Genomic DNA, 19,151 nt, shown 5'->3' on the forward strand with positions numbered 1-19,151 from the left:
ATCGGTTCAGCCTCACGCCTTGCTCTGCGCCTGACGTAGACGCGGATCGAGATAACCGTAGAGAAGATCGACCACGAAATTGGAAATGACCATCGTCGCGGCCACGAGAAGCAGGATGCATTGCACGATTGCAAGATCGCGATTGGCAACCGAAACCACGAGCAATCTGCCCACACCCGGCCACGAAAAGAGCGACTCCACAACCACAGCACCTGCAATCAGCGATCCCACCATGAAACCGACGATGGTAACGATCGGAATGGCCGCATTAGGCAGTGCGTGCCGCCAGACCACATTGCGCCATGACACGCCTTTGGCGCTCGCTGTGCGAATGTATGGCTGTCCCAGAATCTCGATCATCGCGCTGCGGGAAAAACGCGCCAGAATGGCTGCACCACCCAGTCCCATCGTGATGATGGGGAGAATGGCGTGCATCCAGCTATCCTGTCCGCCCGAAGGCAACCATCCAAGCGATACCGAGAACACCAGCACGAGCAGCAGCCCAAGTACAAAACTCGGCAGCGTGAAACCAATGACGGCAGTTGCCATGACAGCCCGATCAATGAAGCTGTTGCGGTGCAGCGCCGCATAAATTCCGGCGGGAATGCCAAGCCCAAGTTTGATGAGCAATGCCGGTATCGTGAGTTGAAGCGTGGCAGGTATCCGCTCTGCCACGAGTGCGATTGCGGATTGGCCGTCGCGCATCGATATTCCTAGATCGCCGCGCGCGATGGCGGCGAAATAGCGCAAATATTGCTGCCAGAGCGGATCGTCGAGACCCCAGTTCTTCCGGAATGCGGCTATGGCTTCCGGGGGGGCGTCCGGTCCCATGATGATCTGGGCCGGATCACCAGACATGCGCAACACCACAAAGGCAAATGTTACCACCAGAAGAATGGTCACAAATGCGCGGAACCCGCGAACCAACAGAAATCTAAGCATGAATAACGTCCGTCTGAAGGGCCCCTGCAAAATGGCAGGCCACTTTGCGTCCCGCTGGCATGTCGAGGAGTTCAGGTGCCTCGCTCCCGCAGCGCGGAGCGGCAAAACGGCAGCGGGGATGAAAAGCGCAGCCACCCGGTCGCGCGGCGGGATTAGGCGGCTCACCCTGCAGGATGATACGATCGCTGAGCGGCGTTCCCGCAACCGGGACACTGGACACAAGCGCCTGCGTATAAGGATGAAGCGGCTTGGCAAAAATTTCGTCAGAGGAAGCTTCTTCGACGATACGGCCGAGATACATGACAGCGACACGATCCGATATATTGCGCACCACTTTCAGATCATGGCTGATGAAAACCATCGCAATGCCTTCGCGTTCCTGCAAATCCCGCAAAAGGTTTACGACCTGCGCCTGAATGGAAACGTCCAGCGCCGACACGGGCTCATCACACACGATGAGGCGCGGTTTGGACGCGATGGCACGCGCGATGACGACGCGCTGGCGCTGCCCGCCCGAAAGCTCGTGCGGGTAGCGTGAAGCCTGGTCGGGACGAAGCCCGACCGCCTGCATCAGTTCGGCAACACGGGCTTTCTGCTCATCTGGAGTTCCGATGCCATGGATTTCCAGCGGCTCGGCAATCTGGCGACCGATCGGAAGCCGTCGATCCAGTGCTGCCAGAGGGTCTTGATAGACGAGTTGCATACGCGCTCGTAAAGCGCGCCAGCTTGCAGTCTTCTGGCGAGGCAGGGCTGAGCCTTCAAACGTGACTTCCCCCTCGCTGGGATCTTCCAGACCGAGAAGCAGCCGTCCCGTGGTGGATTTACCCGAACCGGACTCACCAACAATGCCCAGCGTTGTTGCGGGGGCAACCGATATGGAAAGCCGGTCAACGGCGCGCACTGCTACCGCTTTTCCAAAAGGGCCTTTGCGCGACGTATAGGTTTTCACAAGGTCGCGGGCTTCAATAAGAGCGGCTGTCACTGTGCTGTCGCCTTTGTATTCGCTTGTGTTGAAAGATGAGCCCCCATGGATGACAGCAAATGCGACGTGGCCGGATAGGGATGAAAACAAGCGACCATGCGCCCTTCGCCAGCGTCGTCCTGCGGAACGCCGAGCCTTGGGAGGCTTCGCGCGCAGAGATCGCTCGCGCTCAGGCAGCGCGGCGAAAATGCGCAACCTTGCGGAAGCTTGCCGGGCTCAGGAACTGTGCCTTCAATGGGGATCAGACGATTGCGCCCGCCATCAAGGCTTGGAATGGAATCAAACAGCCCATGCGTATAGGGATGGCGCGGAGCGGCAAAAAGCGCATCGGTCCCGGCCTGCTCAACAATACGTCCCGCATACATGACCGAAACCCGTTCGCAGATTTGCGAAACAGCGCCAAGATCATGGCTAATGAAGACCACAGCCATGCCTGTTTCCGCACGCAGCGCGGCCAGCAGATCGAGAATTTGAGCCTGGATCGTCGCATCGAGTGCCGTCGTCGGCTCATCCGCGATCAGGATGTCGGGGTTTCCTGCCAGCGCCATAGCGATCATCAAACGCTGGTTTTGGCCACCCGAAAATTCGTGTGGATAGTTATCAATACGTCGGCGAGCATCGGGAATCCCCACCAGTTCCATCAATCGCAAAGCTTCTGCCCGGGCCGCCGATCCTCTCAGGCCGCGATGTAGCCGCACGGCTTCCTCAATCTGTCGCCCGACACGGATAACGGGATTCAAGGAACTCGATGGGTCCTGAAAGATCATCGCAATACGGCCGCCGCGAACGCTTTCGAGCGTGCTGCGCGATGCGGTCAGCAATTCTGTTCCTTCAAGGAGGACACTGCCGGAAATGGTCGCCTTCTTCGGCAGGAGACCGAGCGCTGCCAGCCAGGTCACAGACTTGCCGCAACCGGACTCCCCTACCAGCCCGACAGCTTCGCCACGCTCAATCGAGAGGTCGATGCCATGCAAGACCGGCACGCCATCAAAGGCGACCCTGAGATTGGAAATTTCGACCAGCGGCATCATGCAATCCTTCTGGTTCATTCATAGTCGCGGGGTTAAACCCCCGAAGGATAAGCAAGCCCGGCCAGACCGGGCTCGCTACTACAAATGGCTCAAGCCCAGTTGTTCTTGCGGAAGTCCATCGCGAACGCAGGTGCCGCTTTCCACTTCAGCGACTTCGGCTTCGCGGTGAAAGTCGCGTTCTGGTGAAGGACCGTATAAGCTGGATCTTCGCGTTCGCAGATTTCCAGCATCCGCTTGAACGCTTCCTTGCGCTTTGCGTGATCCGTGCTTGTTTCCAGAATGACGGAAAGCTTGTTCGCTTCCTCATTCGTCCATTCTCCGACCTGCTGCTGTTGACCGTTCGGGCCATGCTGGCTGACGATGGAAGAAACAGGATCGTTGAACGGCGCAGAATTGGACCAGTCACGCACAGCGCGTCCCGGGCTCTTTTCCAGAATCTGCTGCCAGTTTTCCTTCATCTGAATTTCGACGTTCAGGCCCACTTGATTCCACATCTCCACGAGGATTTGCGCTGTCGGAGTCTGGTTTGTGTAATAGTTGTTGAGCAGGCGGTAGGGGATTGCATCGCCCTTGTAACCGGCTTCCTTCAGAAGCTGCTTAGCGAGATCCGGATTATATTCCGGAACGTTCCAGCCCTGAACGAACATATCGCCATAATAATCCCACTGAAGACCCGCCGGAACAACCGTGCGACCTGCCCACAGCGAATCCACAATCGCCTGACGATCGATCGCGTGAGTAAATGCGCGACGCACTAGCGGGTTTTCCAATTGCGGATGGAACTTGTCGAAAACGGTGAGACGGTGGTTGAGGATCGTGCCGCCCTGAACCTCGAAAGCATCATTCTTTTCGATGCCCTCGATCTGGTCCGGGGGAATGTCACAGGCAAACTGATATTCACCTGAGAGCAGACCATTGATGCGAGAGGCAACTTCCGGTACTTCGATGAAGCGGATCTGCTTCAGCGGCGGGCGTCCACCCCAATATTCATCATGAGCTTCGAGCACCAGCATGTTGTCTGGCTTGAACTCTACGACCTTGTAAGGCCCGGTGGTGACTGGCTTGCGCGCCCAGTCGAGATAGCTTGGGGATTCCTCCCAACCACGACGGCTCATGATCTGGCTGCCGTAACGCGAGATACGGCCTTCCATGGTCACGTCCGGCGTACCGTTCTTGAAACGCACCGTATATTTGTCGACGACTTCGACACCCAGCAGGGATGGCCACGAACGGCGGGCAGTCGCTGGCACTTCCAGCGGCAGTTCCTTGCTTTCCCGACCGAGCGGGTTTTTCTCCGAAACGTATATCGTCTTTCCTTCGGCTGGCTGCGTGTCGCCGAACATGCGTTCCTTGCCAAAGGTGAAGGCAACATCCTCGGCGGTCATCTCATCGCCATTGTGGAACTTCACCCCCCGACGGAGTTTCAGTTCGACAGTCTTGTCATCAATGCGACTCCATTCAGTCGCAAGACCAGGCACCGCCGAGAGCCCGCCCAGCCAGTCACGGTCAATCAGCGCTTCCCATATACTGGAGAAGAAAACGCGCTCGCCAACGTTCGACTGTTCGCGAAGGACGTCGAGCGTATTGCTGTTCGCCACCTTTTGCACGGCGATGGTGATCGATGGGCGATTGTCAGCCTGTGCGATAGCAAAGCGCGGCAGGATGAGCGAACCGGCGGCGCCGGCTGAAAGTCCAAGCATCCCGCGTCGGGTCAGGTTGATCATTGGTTGCTCCTGAGATCAATGGTTGCGCGTTGTCAGCCCTTGCGGGCCGGATCTGTAATGAGTGAGTGTCCGGTCGGCATGAGACAGCCGCCACGACAGGGCCTTTTGGGCGTAGTCGCGAACGAGAGCCGCATAAGCGGGATCGTCAGCTAGATTGTTGAATTCATGCGGGTCTGCCTTCAGATCGAAGAACAGCGGCGGCAGAGCGGCAAAATGCACGTACTTGTAGTTTTCGTCCTCGATCACACAGAGGCTGCAATCATCCTGGGAAAGCTGAACCGAATTCTGCGGCTGATCGTAGAAGACATCCCGGAAATCGAACTCATAGTGCAGTTCCGTGCGCCAGTCGGCGGGCTTTCCTTCTGACAGAAACGGCAACAAGGAACGACCGTCGCAGGCACGAGGCGTTTCTCCGCCCAGCCATTCCAGAATAGTCGGCATGACGTCGATGCTTTCGGAAAAGCTCTCTTCGATCCGGCCAGCGTGCTTGTTCTGCCCCGCATCCTTTATGACCAAGGGAATGCGGAAACTTTCTGCGTTGTAACCGATCTTGCCGAGAAGGTGATGATCGCCCAGCTGCTCACCATGATCGCTCGTGAAGATGACAAGCGTGTCATCCCACTGACCGGTTTCATCGAGATACGCAAAGACCTGCCCCAGACAATCGTCGATCTCGGTGATCAGGCCGCAATAGGTGGCTCGCATCTGGCGAATCTCGCCTTCATCAAGCGTTGCTCCCGAGCCTTCCGCACCATGGAAGAACGAGCCGCGTCTGATGTGATCGATGTAGTGCTTCATAAGCGGATGTTGTGCCGCTTCGGCATCCGGGTTCTCCGCACGTATAGGCGCCGGCATATCTTCGGCCTTGTACATCGCATGATAGGGCGCGGAGGCCACGAAAGGCGGGTGCGGGCGATAATAGCCAAGATGCAGGAAGAAAGGCTTGCCGTCCCTGCCCTTCAGATATGTCAGCGCGCGCTCCGTGAAGAATGTCGAATCCGAAAATTCCTTCGGGATGCGCGATGGCTTGTCGGTAGCCCCCGGGACGGAATGCTCGCCTTCTGGCAGCCAGATATCTTCGCGGTTTTCCGGCAGTTCAAAACCGTTCTGTGACACCCAGCCAAAATACCCATCCATATTGGGCTCGAATGCGCCGACAGAGCGAAACCCGTCCATGATGTCGCCCAGAACCGTGAAACGCGGATCTCTGTGAGACGTGGAACGCGGATCAGGGGTCGTCGTCGTGTAACCGATAAGCGCGGGATCATAACCAATCGCACGCAGGGCTTTGCCAAGATTGAGATGGCGCTGATCGAGCGGAACAGTATTCTGCACAGCGCGATGGTTCATCAGATAGAGGCCCGTGAGCAGGCTTGCCCTTGCGGGGCCACATGGCACGCAGGTCGTGACGTGGTTGCGGAAGGTCAAGCCTTCGCGGCAAAGGCGATCAAGATTGGGAGTTTTAAGAAAGGGTTCGCGTCCCTCCGCCCGCATCAGGTGAGGGATAAAATCTGCTCGCCATTGATCGACGACGATAAGCAGGACATTTTTTCTGGTCATGTTGGCCTCGTTATTTCCGAGGCTTACTAGGACCCTTGTATTTCAAGGGCATGACCCTTGTGTAATGTTTTGGTGAAGCTCTGATTACAGAAACGCCGGCCCTTGGCCGGCGTCTCGTGCAGATTGATAGAAGCGCTGATTATTCCGTCTTGGCTTCGATATCGACTTTGTCGAGCAAAGTGAGCGGATCTTGCGATGCTGCGACCATTTCAAGAGCGCCGATTCCCTTATCGGTTTTGGCTTTGACGACCAGCTCGAAAATATTCGGCTTCGCGAGGAAGGCTGAAAACGCCGCCACAACGTCCTGCAACTGTGGCTGATCCGCAGTCAGTTCCTGTAGAGCGGCGGCAGCTATCAGCGACACGGTGCTACGCACTTCATCTTCCGACATATTATTTTCGTCAGCATACATTTTGAGGCCCTTGGCGATAAGGCCCTTTTCCTCAATTTTGAGGTTCACCTGCCTGGCCTTGAGCCCAAGCAAGGCAACCTGCGTCATCACCTTGTCACCAGAGAAGAACTCCTTGGTGAAGCCCCCCATCAAGCCGGATATGGACACGGACCCCATATCCTTGCCGCTGATCGAAATGTCCTTGATGATCAGATTTTGGTTTGCTTCATCCCAGTTGGCCTCAAAATTTGAGGAAATGATGAGACGATCATAACCAAGTTTCCGAAGCTGCTGGTAGAACTCGTCACTGCCCTGTGCCGGGACTTTGAGCGACATATCTTCGTAAGCCACGCGCACATCTGTCGGAATGCCGTTGTAAGGCTTGTTGAGAGCAACTTCATAGCTCTTCATGGCAAACTGAATGCGTTCGGGCAGTGAAGGAACCGACGTTTCTTCGGTTGAAGCCTGAGCCGCATCGTCCGCGTTTTCCTCGCCTGCGTCCACCTCTTCAGACTGGTCGTATGGCAGATCGGCGTCGATGCCAGCAATCCGAAGCGTGCCGAATTCCGGAAGCATGGTCGTATAGGGGAAGTTCTCGACCTGATCGTCGCTCAGCGACGCGAACTTTTTCAGCGCTTCGATCGAAGTCGCCCAGGAGAAGCCTTTCAGGGAAGCTTCTTCCATCTTCATGTAATCCTGACCTTCCGCGAAATCGAAACCTTTGATGGTAGCGTCCATCTTCTGGTTATCGAAAGCGACCGCGATGCGTTCGATGCCGCCCTTGCCCTTCGAGGCATCGGCAGGCTCGATTTTCATGCCGATCAACTCGACATCACCCTTTCCCAGCGTTTCGAACAGTGAGGTCAGTTGGAGAATAAGCTCACGCGTTTCTGCCGGGGAAGGTTCGTCCGTCTTTTCGAGGGACTGCAGCTTCTGCATGGTTTCGGTGAATGGCACGGCAGGCATACGAGCGGAAAAGCCATTGCTGCGAACTTCATCGTAGCTGAAGGTCACATCCTTCGTCTTCATGACGATATTTTTCGCCGAGAACGGACCGTAGACCGGCTTGGCCTCCTTGTCGTCCGGACCTGCCTTCTCGGTATAGAGGCGCGCTAGGAATACACCGTCAATGTCTTTGCCTTCTGCGACACCCATGGTGCCCGTCATTTTGTCCGTGACTTTTTCACCATCTTCGCCAGGAACTTCGACCGTAAAGTCGAAATCTGTGCTGCCAGCGGTATAACGAGCAACCTTACCGAGGTTTATATCTTCCAGCGCAACGTCCTTGTAGACGATGTTCTGTGCGTTATTCGCAACCGTCTGGACGACCTTGATTTCCTGCGCGGTGAGGCGCTTTGCCGAAAAACGGCCAACGCGCTCCGGCAGCGTGAGGCCGCTATTGCCGAATGTGTCCTTCAGCATGGCGCTATCGAAGTTAGCGTCCTCAATCGCCACGCTTGGAATGGAAATCCTGTAGTTTCCGATCTCTGTATTGATACCCGATGCATTCAGCATCCCTGTCAGGAACAGGAATTTCGGGCGACCATCGACTGAAGCGATCCGAACGTTAGAGCCATCCTTCAGCGGCAATGTCACGTCGCGCAGGTGGATACGTCCGAGAAAATCCGCTTCGACGGAAGAAGCCGTGCCGCCACGCTTTTCAAGCTGCGATGTAATGGTCTTCTCAAGTGTGAACTTGTATCCGGTCAAACCGGCGGCAGCTATAGCGATTACCGCAACAGCCGCCCACAGCGCCTTGCGCCCGCCCTTACGGGTTCCGTTCTTTGCCTGCTCCACGATGCTGGTCCTTTCAGCGCAAATTAAAACGGTGTCTGTGCAAGCCAGCGCCCAAGACGAATTCGCAGACGAAAGGGAGGCTTCGACATCGCGTTAATACGGCTGAAACAACGGCTTAAAACACACAGCCTGAATCAGTCAGGCAGACAGATGCTCTAACTACCTGAAATTGCAAGCGCAAGCAGGAGCGCAAAAGTTTCTCACAATATTTTATCATTTGCTCAAGCATTACTCGAATAGAGCAATCCGTGATCTCTTTTTCCCTGAACTATGGTTCATTCTACATTCCGAATTTCGATCAAACCCGACCACCCAATTCGGACGTCAGGTCGGCAAGTTCCTGCCCGCCCGCCATGAGGTTTTGCAATTCGTCCATGTCGACATCGTTCTTCGTTCGCGTCCCAAGCGTTACGCCGCGGTTGAGAACGGTGAACTTGTCGCCAACCGCATGAGCATGGCGAACATTGTGCGTGATGAAGATGACACCAAGCCCGCGTGAGCGCACGAGATTGATGTATTTGAGGACCATAGCCGTTTGCCTCACACCCAGCGCCGAGGTCGGTTCATCAAGGATGAGCACCTTTGCGCCGAAATAGACGGCGCGCGCAATCGCCACGCATTGCCGCTCCCCGCCGGAAAGTGTTCCCACAGCCTGCTGCGGATCGCGGACATCGATCCCGATCTTGCGCATTTCTTCGCGCGTCACTTCTTCGGCCTGCTGCGCATCGAACCAGCGGAAAGGCCCGATACCCTTGGTCGGTTCGCGCCCAAGAAAGAAATTGCGCATCACCGACATCAGCGGGATCATCGCAAGGTCCTGATAGACAGTGGCAATGCCATGATCGAGCGCATCGCGCGGACTGTTGAACGAGACCGGCTTTCCTTCGACCAGATAATCGCCGCTCGTCGCTTTATGCACGCCCGAAAGCGTTTTGATCAGGGTCGATTTGCCCGCGCCGTTGTCGCCAAGCAGACAATGCACCTGCCCTGGCTCGACGCTCAGCGAGACGCCGTTCAAAGCAATGACCGGGCCGAAATGTTTAACGAGATTGCGGACTTCGATGATGGGTGTCGTCATGGCAAATCCTCCCCTCAGCGCTCGCCCGTAGCGCGCTTGCGAATGAAATTGTTGAAGAGCACCGCGATCAGAAGCATTCCGCCAAGGAAAACGAGATACCAGTCCTGATCGATCTGGGTATAGGTGAGCCCGATCAGCACCATGCCGAAGATGATCGCACCAAAGAACGCGCCGATTGCAGAACCATAGCCGCCGGTCAAGAGGCAACCGCCAATGACCGCAGCGATGATTGCCTCGAATTCCTTCTGGAAACCGCGGCGCGCATCGGTCGAACCCGCATCAAGAACCGTAAGGATGGCGACCAGCGCTGCGGCCATGGCCGTGCACATGAAAAGCGTGGTCTTGACACGACGCACGGGAACACCGGAATTGCGTGCCGCCAGAGCGTCGCCACCGGCTGCGAAAATCCAGTTTCCAAAGCGGGTGCGTACCAGAACATATGTTGCGATGAGTGCAATGGCGATGAACCAGAGAACTTCCACCGGCACGCCTCTCACAGAAGGCTCGCCATTGGGAAATCTGGCAATCAGGTCCTTTCCAGCCATCCAGGCAAAAACTCCCTGAAAGGCATCGCCGGAAAAAAATCCTGCAAGATAACTGCCCGCTACCGCTTCCTTCACGCCCCGCAACTGCGTAGCGCCACCTGTCGCCCATTTCAGCCCGACCAGCGACAGACCGCGTAAAATGAACAGGAAAGCAAGCGTCACAATAAAGGATGGCAAACCGGTTCGGATAACAATCTGCGCATTGACCATCCCCACGAATGCCGCAAACAGCAGGGTCACGATGATGGCGACGCCAAGCGGCACCTGCCATACGACAAGAGCAGCGGCGAAGATCAGTCCCGCAAAAGCCACCATAGACCCGATGGAGAGATCGAATTCACCGCCAATCATAAGAAGTGCTGCGGCGACGGCCAGAATGCCAAGCTGCGAAGCGGGAGCCATGAAGTTCATAATGCCAGCAGCCGTAAACATCGCCGGATTGGCAACCGAGACGAAAAAGATCGTAATGAAGATCAGGCCGGACACCGCGCCCAATTCCGGTCGACTCAGGAGCCGCTGCAACGGGCTGGCCGACTGCAATCGCTCATCCTTCGAGAGCGCTGCCATGCTGGCCTTTTGATGGGGAAGTGGCTCACTCATGATCTTCTCCTGATGCATTCTGGGTACAGATACCCGTTCCCGCCCATTGTCATGGGCGGGTCCGATATTGAATGGTCGAGATAATGCTTACCGGATGCCCTTGGCCGAAAGTTCCACGACCTGCTTGGCCTTGTCCTTGGTGATCAGGTTCGGGCCTGATGGAACATTGCCGCCCGGCATCAAACCGTATTTCGCATTAAGCGCAAGGAACGATACCGGCAGATAGCCTTGCAGAAACTGCTGCTGGTCGATGGCGAAATCCGCCTGCCCCTTTTCGACAGCCTCAAGAAAGCCAGCCGACATATCGAATGTCGAAACATGAATTCCGGTGCGACCGCTTTCAGCCGCCGCTTTCACGGCAGGTTCCCCCGCCAATGTCGCGTTGAGCGTCAGGATCGTGTCGACCGTAGCGTCAGATGCCAGAGCAGCACGAACCTTGGCTTCGTTTTCGGCGGGATCGGTCGATGTCGGCAAAACCGTTACATCGCCGAAACCTTCCTTGAAGCCCGCGCAGCGTTGATCGAGCGAGACATTGCCGACCTCGTGATTGACACAAAGGCCTTTCTTGCCGCCAGCATTCTTCAGCGCTTCACCGGCAGCTTTACCAGCGTCGAACTCATCCTGACCGACATGCAGCAGAGCTCCCAGCTTCTTCGAAGCGTCGGAGCCGGAATTCATGGAAATGACCGGGATGCCAGCCGCTACAGCCCGCTGGATCGACGGCCCAAGCGCATCGGCATCGGGAATGGAAACCACAATGCCTTGCGGCTTCTGATTGATCGCAGCGTCAATAAGTTGAGCCATCTGCACCATGTCAAAGGTTTCCGGCGCGCGATAGTCAACCTTCACGCCCGTATCCTTTGCCGCTTCAGCAACGCCATTTTTCACGACAGACCAGAACGGATCTGAAGCCTGACCATGACTGACCACGACGATATTAATATCGGCTGCCTGGGCTGCGAAAGACGCAGCCAGCAATGCCGCCCCGGCCACGGCCGACTTTAATAGAGATTGCATGTTCACTCCTCCCTTGTCCGGCACTCCCCGCCGGTTTGCGTTAACGCTTTAACTTCGTCTGCTGCATCCCGGCGCTCCTCCAAGCGTTTGCCCGGCAACTCATGCAGATCGCGGCCCATTCAATAGAATGAAACATTCATAAGAAATTATCATGGAATTATAATTCCATTTCTGATAGCTGATGTCAATCGCATAAGCTGCCGACGATATGCTTATTTCGCAAAGGAGTTGCGCAGCGCCAAACGCTTCGACCATCGTTTCTGGAGGAATGACAATGGCTGGTAGAACCGATGTTGTAAGGGCTGGTTTGATCGGCTCCGGTTTCATGGGCAAGACGCACGCCCTTGCACTCGCAAACGTCAACCGCGTCTTCGACTTGCCGGTCGATGTCCAGCTTCATACATTGGCCGACGTCAATTTTGAAACGGCGGCAAAAGCCGCAAGACAACTGGGATTTGCAAATGCCACCGGCGATTGGCGAACACTGATCTGCGCCCCCGAAATCAATCTCATCGACATTACAACGCCAAACCGGTTTCACAAAGAAATGGCGCTCGCCGCCATTGAAGCGGGTAAACACGTCTATTGCGAAAAGCCACTCGCACCCACCGCTGCGGAATGCCTGGAAATGACGCTGGCAGCCGAAAGAATGGGCATTCAGACAGCCGTTGGTTTCAACTATCTCAAAAACCCGATGATAAAACTGGCCAAAGAGATCATCGACAGCGGTGAACTGGGCGAGATCCGCAATTTTCGGGGCGTTCACGCGGAAGACTTCATGGCCGACGCCCGTATCCCCTGGACATGGAGGCTTGATCCGGCAGGCGGCGGCGGTGCCCTAGCCGATATCGGCAGCCATATTATCGCCACTGCACGCTATCTTGTTGGACCGATAGAGGCCGTTATGGGGGACGCCGTCACAGTCATCAGCGAACGCCCGGATAGTTTGGACCCTTCACAAATGAAATCCGTTGAGGTGGACGATGTTGCTCGCGCCTTCATACGTTTCGAAAACGGAGCGACCGGTACACTGGAGGCAAGCTGGATCGCGAGCGGACGCAAGATGCAGCACGATTTCGAGATTTCCGGATCCAAAGGCTCACTGTACTTTTCGCAGGAGCGCTTCAACGAACTGGACTTGTTTCTCTTTTCCGACAAGAAGGGACAACAGGGCTTCCGCAAGATTTTCGCCGGACCTGAACACGAACCATACGGAGCATTTTGCGTGGCGGGCGGCCACCAGATCGGCTTCAATGACCTGAAGACAATCGAAGTCCGCGACTTCCTGCTTGCCGTCGCGGGACAGAAGACCAATCATGCCAATTTCCGCGAAGGATATGAAGTCCAGAAGACCGTCGAAACGATCTATGCTTCTTCCCGCGAGCGTCAGTGGAAAAATATCTAGCCTACACGGGAGATCGGATGGACGATGAACTCATCATCTACCGTCATGATTTTCGCTCGAATACCATAGACATCGTGTAGCAATTGCGGAGTGAGTACTTTCGTCGGCGCTCCATCCGCAACGACATGTCCGTTGTGGAGCAGAATAAGTCGCGTGCAATGCTGTGCCGCAAGGCTCAACTCATGCAATGAGGCTACGACCGTCCTCCCCTCTCGCGCAAGCCCGACAAAACTCTCCATCAGTCCAAGCTGATGAGAAGGGTCGAGCCCCGCGACTGGCTCGTCCGCGAGTATTACGGGCGTATCCTGCGCCAGAACACGCGCGATCAGCACCCGCGCCCGCTCTCCACCGGAAAGCTCCATTGCGGACCTGTCCCGGAATTGGGCAATGTCCATACGCTGCATTGCGGCATCGACAAGCGCTTCGTCTTGCGCATTCATGCTCGCAACAATCGGTTTCAAAGCAGAACGACCCAAAGAAACGAGCATCTCCACTGAGACCGGCCACGCCACATCACGCTCTTGGGGCAGATAGGCAAGCTTCTGCGCTTTTGTTGAAGCCGTCATTCGGTGCAAGTCATCTCCGTCGAGCAAAATCTCTCCGGCGGACGCAACAAGCCCCAGAATGGCACGCAACAATGTCGTCTTTCCGGCTCCATTGGGTCCGATCAGCCCGATGAACTCACCGCCGTGAATATCGAAACTTGCATCGCTGAGCGCGGCCTTCCCGCCGAGCGCAACGGAAAGATTTTTTACCGAAAGCAATGTCATACGAGCTGCCTCCGATATTTGAACACCAACCACAGGAAGAACGGCGCACCAATGATTGCCGTCAGAACACCCAATTTCAGTTCACGCCCCGGCATGACGGTGCGCACCAATATGTCAGCCGCCAGCAAAAGGACCGCCCCGCCGAAACCGCTGGCAACCAGCAATCGTGACGGGCGCGCCCCGACCAGCGGACGCAGCAGATGGGGGACGACCAGCCCAACAAAGCCAATTGCACCGGCAACAGCGGTGGAAGCGCCCACACAGGCCGCTGTGCCTAGCACCGCAAAAAGCTGCACGCGCGCCAGATTGACGCCCATGGTGGCGGCGGCATCCGCACCCAATGTCAAACTGTCGAGCGAGCGCCCGAGCGCCAGAAGCATCACCCAGCCAATCAGTATAAACGGCGCGGCAAGAGTTACATGGGTCATGGACCTGTCCGCCAGCGATCCGAGCATCCAGAAAACGATTTCCATCGCCGCAAACGGGTTGGGCGAGAGGTTCAGCGCCAGCGCCGTCAGCGCACCGGCCAGGCTCGTCACGGCGACGCCTGCCAAAATGACGGCGAGCGTACTGGCATTGCGACCGGCCAGAAGCTTGACCAAAAACACCGACGCAAAAGCCCCTGCCAGTGCAAGCAGCGGCAAGGCCAGCGGAAAAAGAAGCGACAGGCCGCTATAAATCGCAATCACAGCGCCGAATGACGCGGAGGCGCTCACCCCCAGCAAACCGGGTTCCGCGAGCGGATTGCGAAGGTAGCCCTGCAAGGCAGCGCCGGACAGTCCAAGCGAAGCTCCGACAAGAAGCGCGAGCAACGCCCTGGGCAGGCGGATTTCGCGCATGACCAGTACGATCATGTCGCTGTCATCGCCGAAAAGTGCCTTGATGCTGTCAGGAACACTGATCGCAGCAGGTCCCGTCAGCAACGAAACGACGAAAAGCAAAGCCACAAGCAGAGCCAGCCCGACCAGCAGAAGATAGAAGCGGTTACGTTCAGTCACGCGCCGCCTCCGCAAGTTCGGCCACAGCTTCAACACTGAACGGTCCGCCGCAGACTGTCAGATTATCCGCTATGGTGACGGCTCTCGCCTGCTTTTCAAGCGCCCGCAATGCCGGATGTTCGAAATTCTCGAAAGCCAGCGCAGGCGCACGATCTCGTGAGCTGCGCACCAGAATATCCGGCTTTTCAAGCACCAGTTTTTCCAGCGATAGCGGAGCAGAACCACTGACGCCTGCCTTGTCAGCCAGATTATCAAGCCCGGCAAGACGCACAGCCTCATCGACCAGCGTTCCCCGACCGGATGTGTAACTGTTGGCGTAATAAAGCGCGACTGTCTTGCGGCGGGTCGGAGGCTGGATTGCCGCCAAGGCAGCTTTCATTTTATCAATTTCCCGGCTGGCTTCCGCCTGTCTTCCGAGCAGTTCACCCATGCGACGCATATGATCTTCTATATCGTCAAACGAACGAGCAGGCGCGAACTCTTCCACACGAACACCGAGCCTTCGCAATAGCCCAACCGTTGCTCTCGACGAGAAGGTTCCGGTCAATACCAGATCAGGCTTCATCAGAAAGACTTCCTCCGCCTGTGCGTGGTTGACTGGCATCTTACGAGCTTTCGCAGCCATGACGGACAGCTCTGGGTCCTGCGACAAGTGCGAAACCGACCGCAACTGCCCGTCCCTGGCCAACACCAATGCCAGCTGATCGGTACATACGTTGATGGAAACAACGCGCTGCGGACTTTCCATCGCATCTACTGGATTTCGCACAAAAAGGGCCAGCGCCGCCGCGAAGCAGAAGCTGGTGATCCATTTTGCGGGTACCCTTTTCATTCTCCGTCAAGCCTCAGAAATTCCGGGTCAATCCGACATTGATCGTACGTCCCGGCGCAATATAGCCAGAGCTGGTCTGATAGTCCTTGTCAAAGATATTCTCGACCGAGAACTTCAACTGCGATTGACTGTCGATGGCATAGAGTGCCACGAAATCGGCGGTCACGTAGTCTCCCAGCTTCTTGCTATTCGCAGCATCGGCATAGCGTGAGCCGCCATAAATCAGCCTTGCAGTCAGGTCGAGCTTTTCAATCGGCGTGAAGTTGACCTCAGCGGCCGCCTTGAAACGTTCGCGGTAAGGAAGGTCATTTCCGGTGTCTTCATCAATAGGCAGCTTCAAGTCCATCGAGCCTTTGGCACCCCAACGATCATTGAAACGATGCGCCAGCGTGGCTTCGAATCCGGTAACTTTCGCACTGGCGATATTGTAAGGCAGATAGGATGGCGCCGTACTCATGATCGCGTCGCGCAACCATGTCTGGTAGAATGCCATATCAAGGCTTGTAGAGGCGGTTGCCTGCCAGTTTAAGCCAAGTTCATACGAACGGGACTTTTCCGGTCGAAGGTCGGGATTGGCGAAACCCGGATAATAAAGTTCGTTGAAAGTCGGCGCCCGGAAACCCGTGGCATAGGATGACCGCAAAACCAAATCCGGCAGAACTTCATAGCTCGTACCGAGATTATAGGTCAGGATATCGCCGAACTGCCCATTGTGGTCGTAACGCAACCCGCCATCCAATCGCAACGCCTCATATTCCAGCGAGTATTGACCGAATATCGCAGCCAGATCACGGCTGGTTTCATCATAGGCAATAGTGGTATTGATCTCCTCGCGATAGGCCTCCACGCCGACGGTCACGATATGATTGACATTGCCGGTATCGAAACTCTTTTCGGTCGACGCAAATATTCCATAACGCTTGGTTTCAAACCGATCAGATCCGTTCACGCCTTTGCGGAAATTACGGGCGTTGTCGATACCGGTGCTGAACTCCAGTGTTGACGACCAGTCCGCCGAATGATCGATGCGGGTTCCGAGCTTGCCGGTAAATGCGGTGCTGTCGGCCTGGTTCGGCGATGGCGCTTTGGCGTCATACTGGTTGCGTCCCCGGCTGAAGAGACCGTCCGCATAAATTTTACCCCAGTCGAAATCCTTCGACAGTGCAAAGTTGAAAGAGCCCTGCAAAAATCCATCGCGATCCGGCTCATGGCCGTACGCATCCGCCGTGGTGAAGTCATATCCTTGCGTGCCGGTTATGGCAGCACCGAATGCATAATCGACACCAGCGTTGCTGCGCCCCTGAACGGAACCGGAGGCATAGCTGCCCCATGGATGGCTGACACCGGTAGCAAGACTTCGGCACCAGGAGCGTTCGCCACAGGCACCACCCTGCTTGGTGATGATATTGACTACTCCGCCCATGGCGTCGGCCCCATATTGGGCCGAATGAGCGCCCTTGGCGATCTCGATGCGGTCGATAGAACTCAACGGGATGTTCGCAAGCGCAGTCGCACCCGTGGTGGCCGAAGCCGTGCGCACGCCGTTGATGAGAACGACGGTTTGCTTGGAAGACATGCCTCGGAGGTAAATATCTGAAGATGACCCCTGCCCTCCATTTGTCTTAATGGAGATACCGCTATAGGACTTCAACAGCGATTGCAGATCGGGGGCCGCCGACCGCTCGATGTCTCCGGAATCGATCACAGTCACTGACGAGGTGGAGCGCTGCAGCGAAGACGCACGCCGTAACGGCGTGACCACGATTGTATCAAGGACGATGCTGCCATCACTGTCCGGCAGGTTTTGCGCAAACGCCTCGGACGGCAGGGAAAGAACACTGGCCGATAGCAACAGAACCGATGATTTCAAAAGATGCATTTTTCCTCAACCCGCCAGCACCGGAAACCGATAACCGGCTTTTCCTCTCACCGCAGGTTGAAGAGATAGTGGCGTGAATCGCCCTTCGTCCTGACGGCAACATTTCGACAATGTCACCGCCACGGACAGCCGCGCCTGGACACACCCCGTATCCAAGCATGGGTGACCGGATACGGCAGGTCTCCTGACTTCCGGGTCATCGCCTTCCCTCCGCCTTCCCGATCGCACGTTTGCTTTCAGTGGCTTTCACCGCTTGCGCGGCTGTGGAGGATAGCTCTCCGGTTACAGTTGCGGGGGCAGTCGCGGCATCAGCCAGAATGGCTTCACCGTGTTCCCTTTTCATCCGCCTGAACAGCGGAACCGTTTCCTGATGATTGCGATAGCAACATGGTTAAGGATTCGCAACTCCTACGCTGCGCAATCCAAGGCACAAACTGAATCACATCGGCAAGAAATGGGACAAGCCTCCTGATTTCAAAGAGTTTTCTATCGCAGGAACGCACGGAAACGCTGTAGCGCGAAGTAGAACAGCACAGAACCAATGACGATCAATGCCAGAAATTGCGGCCAGACGACGCTCAGCCCTGCGCCGCGAAACAGGATCGACTGCGCCAATATGACGAAGTGCGTATTCGGCGCAGCCAGCATGATTGTCTGGATGATCTCCGGCATGCTTTCACGGGGTGTTGTGCCCCCTGAAAGCACTTGCAACGGTAGAAGCACCAACATCAGCAGCATTCCAAACTGCGGCATGGAACCGGCCGCCGTCGCCAAGAATATACCAAGGCTGGTGGTTGCGAAAAGCTGCAGCGCCGCCCCGACGAGGAACAGCGTCACCGACCCATAGATGGGAACGGCGAGCAGTCCCTGTACCATCACAATCAGGGCAAAGGCTGAAGCAATCAGCACGACCAGCCCCATGGACCATATCTTGCTCACCATGATTTCGACGGGCGTGACCGGCATGACCAGCAGATGTTCTATGGTTCCGTGTTCGCGTTCCCGAATAAGGGCTGCGCCGGTCAGAATGATCGACAGCATCGTGACCGACGAAATGACATTGTTGATGGCCCCGAACCAACCCTTGTTCAAATCCTGATTGAACCTCGCCCTGAGATTGAGTTCGACGGGCGTCTGGGCGCTGCCGCGATAACGATTGAGAAACTCGCTCACCTCGCTCGATACGATCAACTGCACATAGCCGCCGCCGGTAAAGGCCTGGCTCATGCGGGTCGCATCGACATTGAGCTGAATTGTCGGCGAACGTCCTGCCAGAAGATCGCGCTGGAAGTTGGGTGGTATGTTCAGCGCAAACGTATCGAGCCCTTCATCCATACGGGCATCCATTTCGTAGGATGAAATCAGCCTCGGAGGCACAAAATATGGCGGATAGAACGCGGTCGTGATCCGGCTTGAAATCGGTGATTGATCCTCATCGACAATCGCTATCGCCGCATTGTTGAGAGCTTCAGGCATCGCCTTGGACGCCGTATAGATTGCAAGTGTAAAAGCATAGACGATAAGGATCAGCAACATCGGGTCGCGCGCGAGACCGCGTAGTTCCTTCACGCCGAGCTGGACTATGTTGGATATCCGCATC

Annotated in this window: 15 protein-coding genes and 1 riboswitch; of the genes, 1 reads left to right on the forward strand and 14 read right to left on the reverse strand. The window is 56.1% G+C overall.

Annotation, left to right across the window (positions count from 1 at the left end):
- Positions 1-12: 12 nt before the first annotated feature.
- From F9K78_RS00385 to F9K78_RS00425, 9 genes are all read right to left on the reverse strand, one after another.
- Positions 13-942, reverse strand: a complete 930-nt coding sequence (locus F9K78_RS00385; RefSeq protein WP_121982220.1) for an ABC transporter permease — start codon at positions 940-942, stop codon at positions 13-15.
- A complete protein-coding gene (locus F9K78_RS00390) occupies positions 935-1,924 on the reverse strand; it encodes an ABC transporter ATP-binding protein (protein ID WP_121982219.1) in 990 nt (329 codons plus the stop codon). The genes F9K78_RS00385 and F9K78_RS00390 overlap by 8 nt, the downstream gene beginning before the upstream one ends.
- A complete protein-coding gene (locus F9K78_RS00395) occupies positions 1,921-2,955 on the reverse strand; it encodes an ABC transporter ATP-binding protein (protein ID WP_121982288.1) in 1,035 nt (344 codons plus the stop codon). The genes F9K78_RS00390 and F9K78_RS00395 overlap by 4 nt, the downstream gene beginning before the upstream one ends.
- 89 nt (positions 2,956-3,044) lie before the next feature.
- Positions 3,045-4,679: an ABC transporter substrate-binding protein gene (locus tag F9K78_RS00400; RefSeq protein WP_121982218.1), complete on the reverse strand. Its 1,635-nt coding sequence runs from the start codon at positions 4,677-4,679 to the stop codon at positions 3,045-3,047.
- A gap of 15 nt (positions 4,680-4,694) precedes the next feature.
- Positions 4,695-6,239, reverse strand: a complete 1,545-nt coding sequence (gene pehA / locus F9K78_RS00405; protein WP_121982217.1) for a phosphoric/sulfuric ester hydrolase PehA — start codon at positions 6,237-6,239, stop codon at positions 4,695-4,697.
- 139 nt (positions 6,240-6,378) lie between these two features.
- Complete coding sequence (locus tag F9K78_RS00410) at positions 6,379-8,427, reverse strand: hypothetical protein (RefSeq protein WP_151682028.1); 2,049 nt, start codon at positions 8,425-8,427, stop codon at positions 6,379-6,381.
- Between the two features lie 298 nt (positions 8,428-8,725).
- Entirely contained in the window at positions 8,726-9,505 is a 780-nt protein-coding gene (locus tag F9K78_RS00415; protein WP_121982215.1) for an ATP-binding cassette domain-containing protein, read from the reverse strand.
- Positions 9,506-9,519: 14 nt separating this feature from the next.
- Positions 9,520-10,650, reverse strand: a complete 1,131-nt coding sequence (locus F9K78_RS00420) for an ABC transporter permease (protein WP_151682029.1) — start codon at positions 10,648-10,650, stop codon at positions 9,520-9,522.
- 87 nt (positions 10,651-10,737) lie between these two features.
- Positions 10,738-11,667, reverse strand: a complete 930-nt coding sequence (locus F9K78_RS00425; protein ID WP_121982214.1) for a sugar ABC transporter substrate-binding protein — start codon at positions 11,665-11,667, stop codon at positions 10,738-10,740.
- Between the two features lie 274 nt (positions 11,668-11,941).
- Between F9K78_RS00425 and F9K78_RS00430 the strand changes: the two genes are divergently transcribed.
- A complete protein-coding gene (locus F9K78_RS00430; protein WP_121982213.1) occupies positions 11,942-13,072 on the forward strand; it encodes a Gfo/Idh/MocA family protein in 1,131 nt (376 codons plus the stop codon).
- Here the strand turns inward: F9K78_RS00430 and F9K78_RS00435 are convergent.
- The 5 genes from F9K78_RS00435 to F9K78_RS00455 form a co-directional block, all read right to left on the reverse strand.
- The gene (locus F9K78_RS00435; protein WP_121982212.1) at positions 13,069-13,842 is read right to left on the reverse strand and encodes an ABC transporter ATP-binding protein; all 774 of its coding nucleotides are present in this window, start codon (positions 13,840-13,842) and stop codon (positions 13,069-13,071) included. The two genes, F9K78_RS00430 and F9K78_RS00435, sit on opposite strands and share 4 nt — an antisense overlap.
- Positions 13,839-14,840 (reverse strand): FecCD family ABC transporter permease, encoded by a 1,002-nt coding sequence (locus tag F9K78_RS00440; protein ID WP_121982211.1) that lies wholly within the window; start codon positions 14,838-14,840, stop codon positions 13,839-13,841. The genes F9K78_RS00435 and F9K78_RS00440 overlap by 4 nt, the downstream gene beginning before the upstream one ends.
- Entirely contained in the window at positions 14,833-15,672 is an 840-nt protein-coding gene (locus F9K78_RS00445) for an ABC transporter substrate-binding protein (RefSeq protein ID WP_121982210.1), read from the reverse strand. Before F9K78_RS00445 ends, F9K78_RS00440 begins: the two co-directional genes overlap by 8 nt.
- Positions 15,673-15,685: 13 nt before the next feature.
- Positions 15,686-17,551, reverse strand: coding sequence for a TonB-dependent receptor domain-containing protein (locus tag F9K78_RS00450; RefSeq protein WP_121985054.1), 1,866 nt, complete (start codon positions 17,549-17,551; stop codon positions 15,686-15,688).
- A 157-nt stretch (positions 17,552-17,708) separates the two neighbouring features.
- Positions 17,709-17,931, reverse strand: a riboswitch (cobalamin riboswitch).
- A gap of 106 nt (positions 17,932-18,037) precedes the next feature.
- Positions 18,038-19,150 carry an ABC transporter permease gene (locus F9K78_RS00455; RefSeq protein ID WP_121982208.1) on the reverse strand — a complete coding sequence of 371 codons (1,113 nt, stop codon included), beginning with the start codon at positions 19,148-19,150 and terminating at the stop codon, positions 18,038-18,040.
- Position 19,151: the final 1 nt, after the last annotated feature.

It is taken from the genome of Brucella pseudintermedia, assembly GCF_008932435.1.
Classification (GTDB): domain Bacteria; phylum Pseudomonadota; class Alphaproteobacteria; order Rhizobiales; family Rhizobiaceae; genus Brucella; species Brucella pseudintermedia.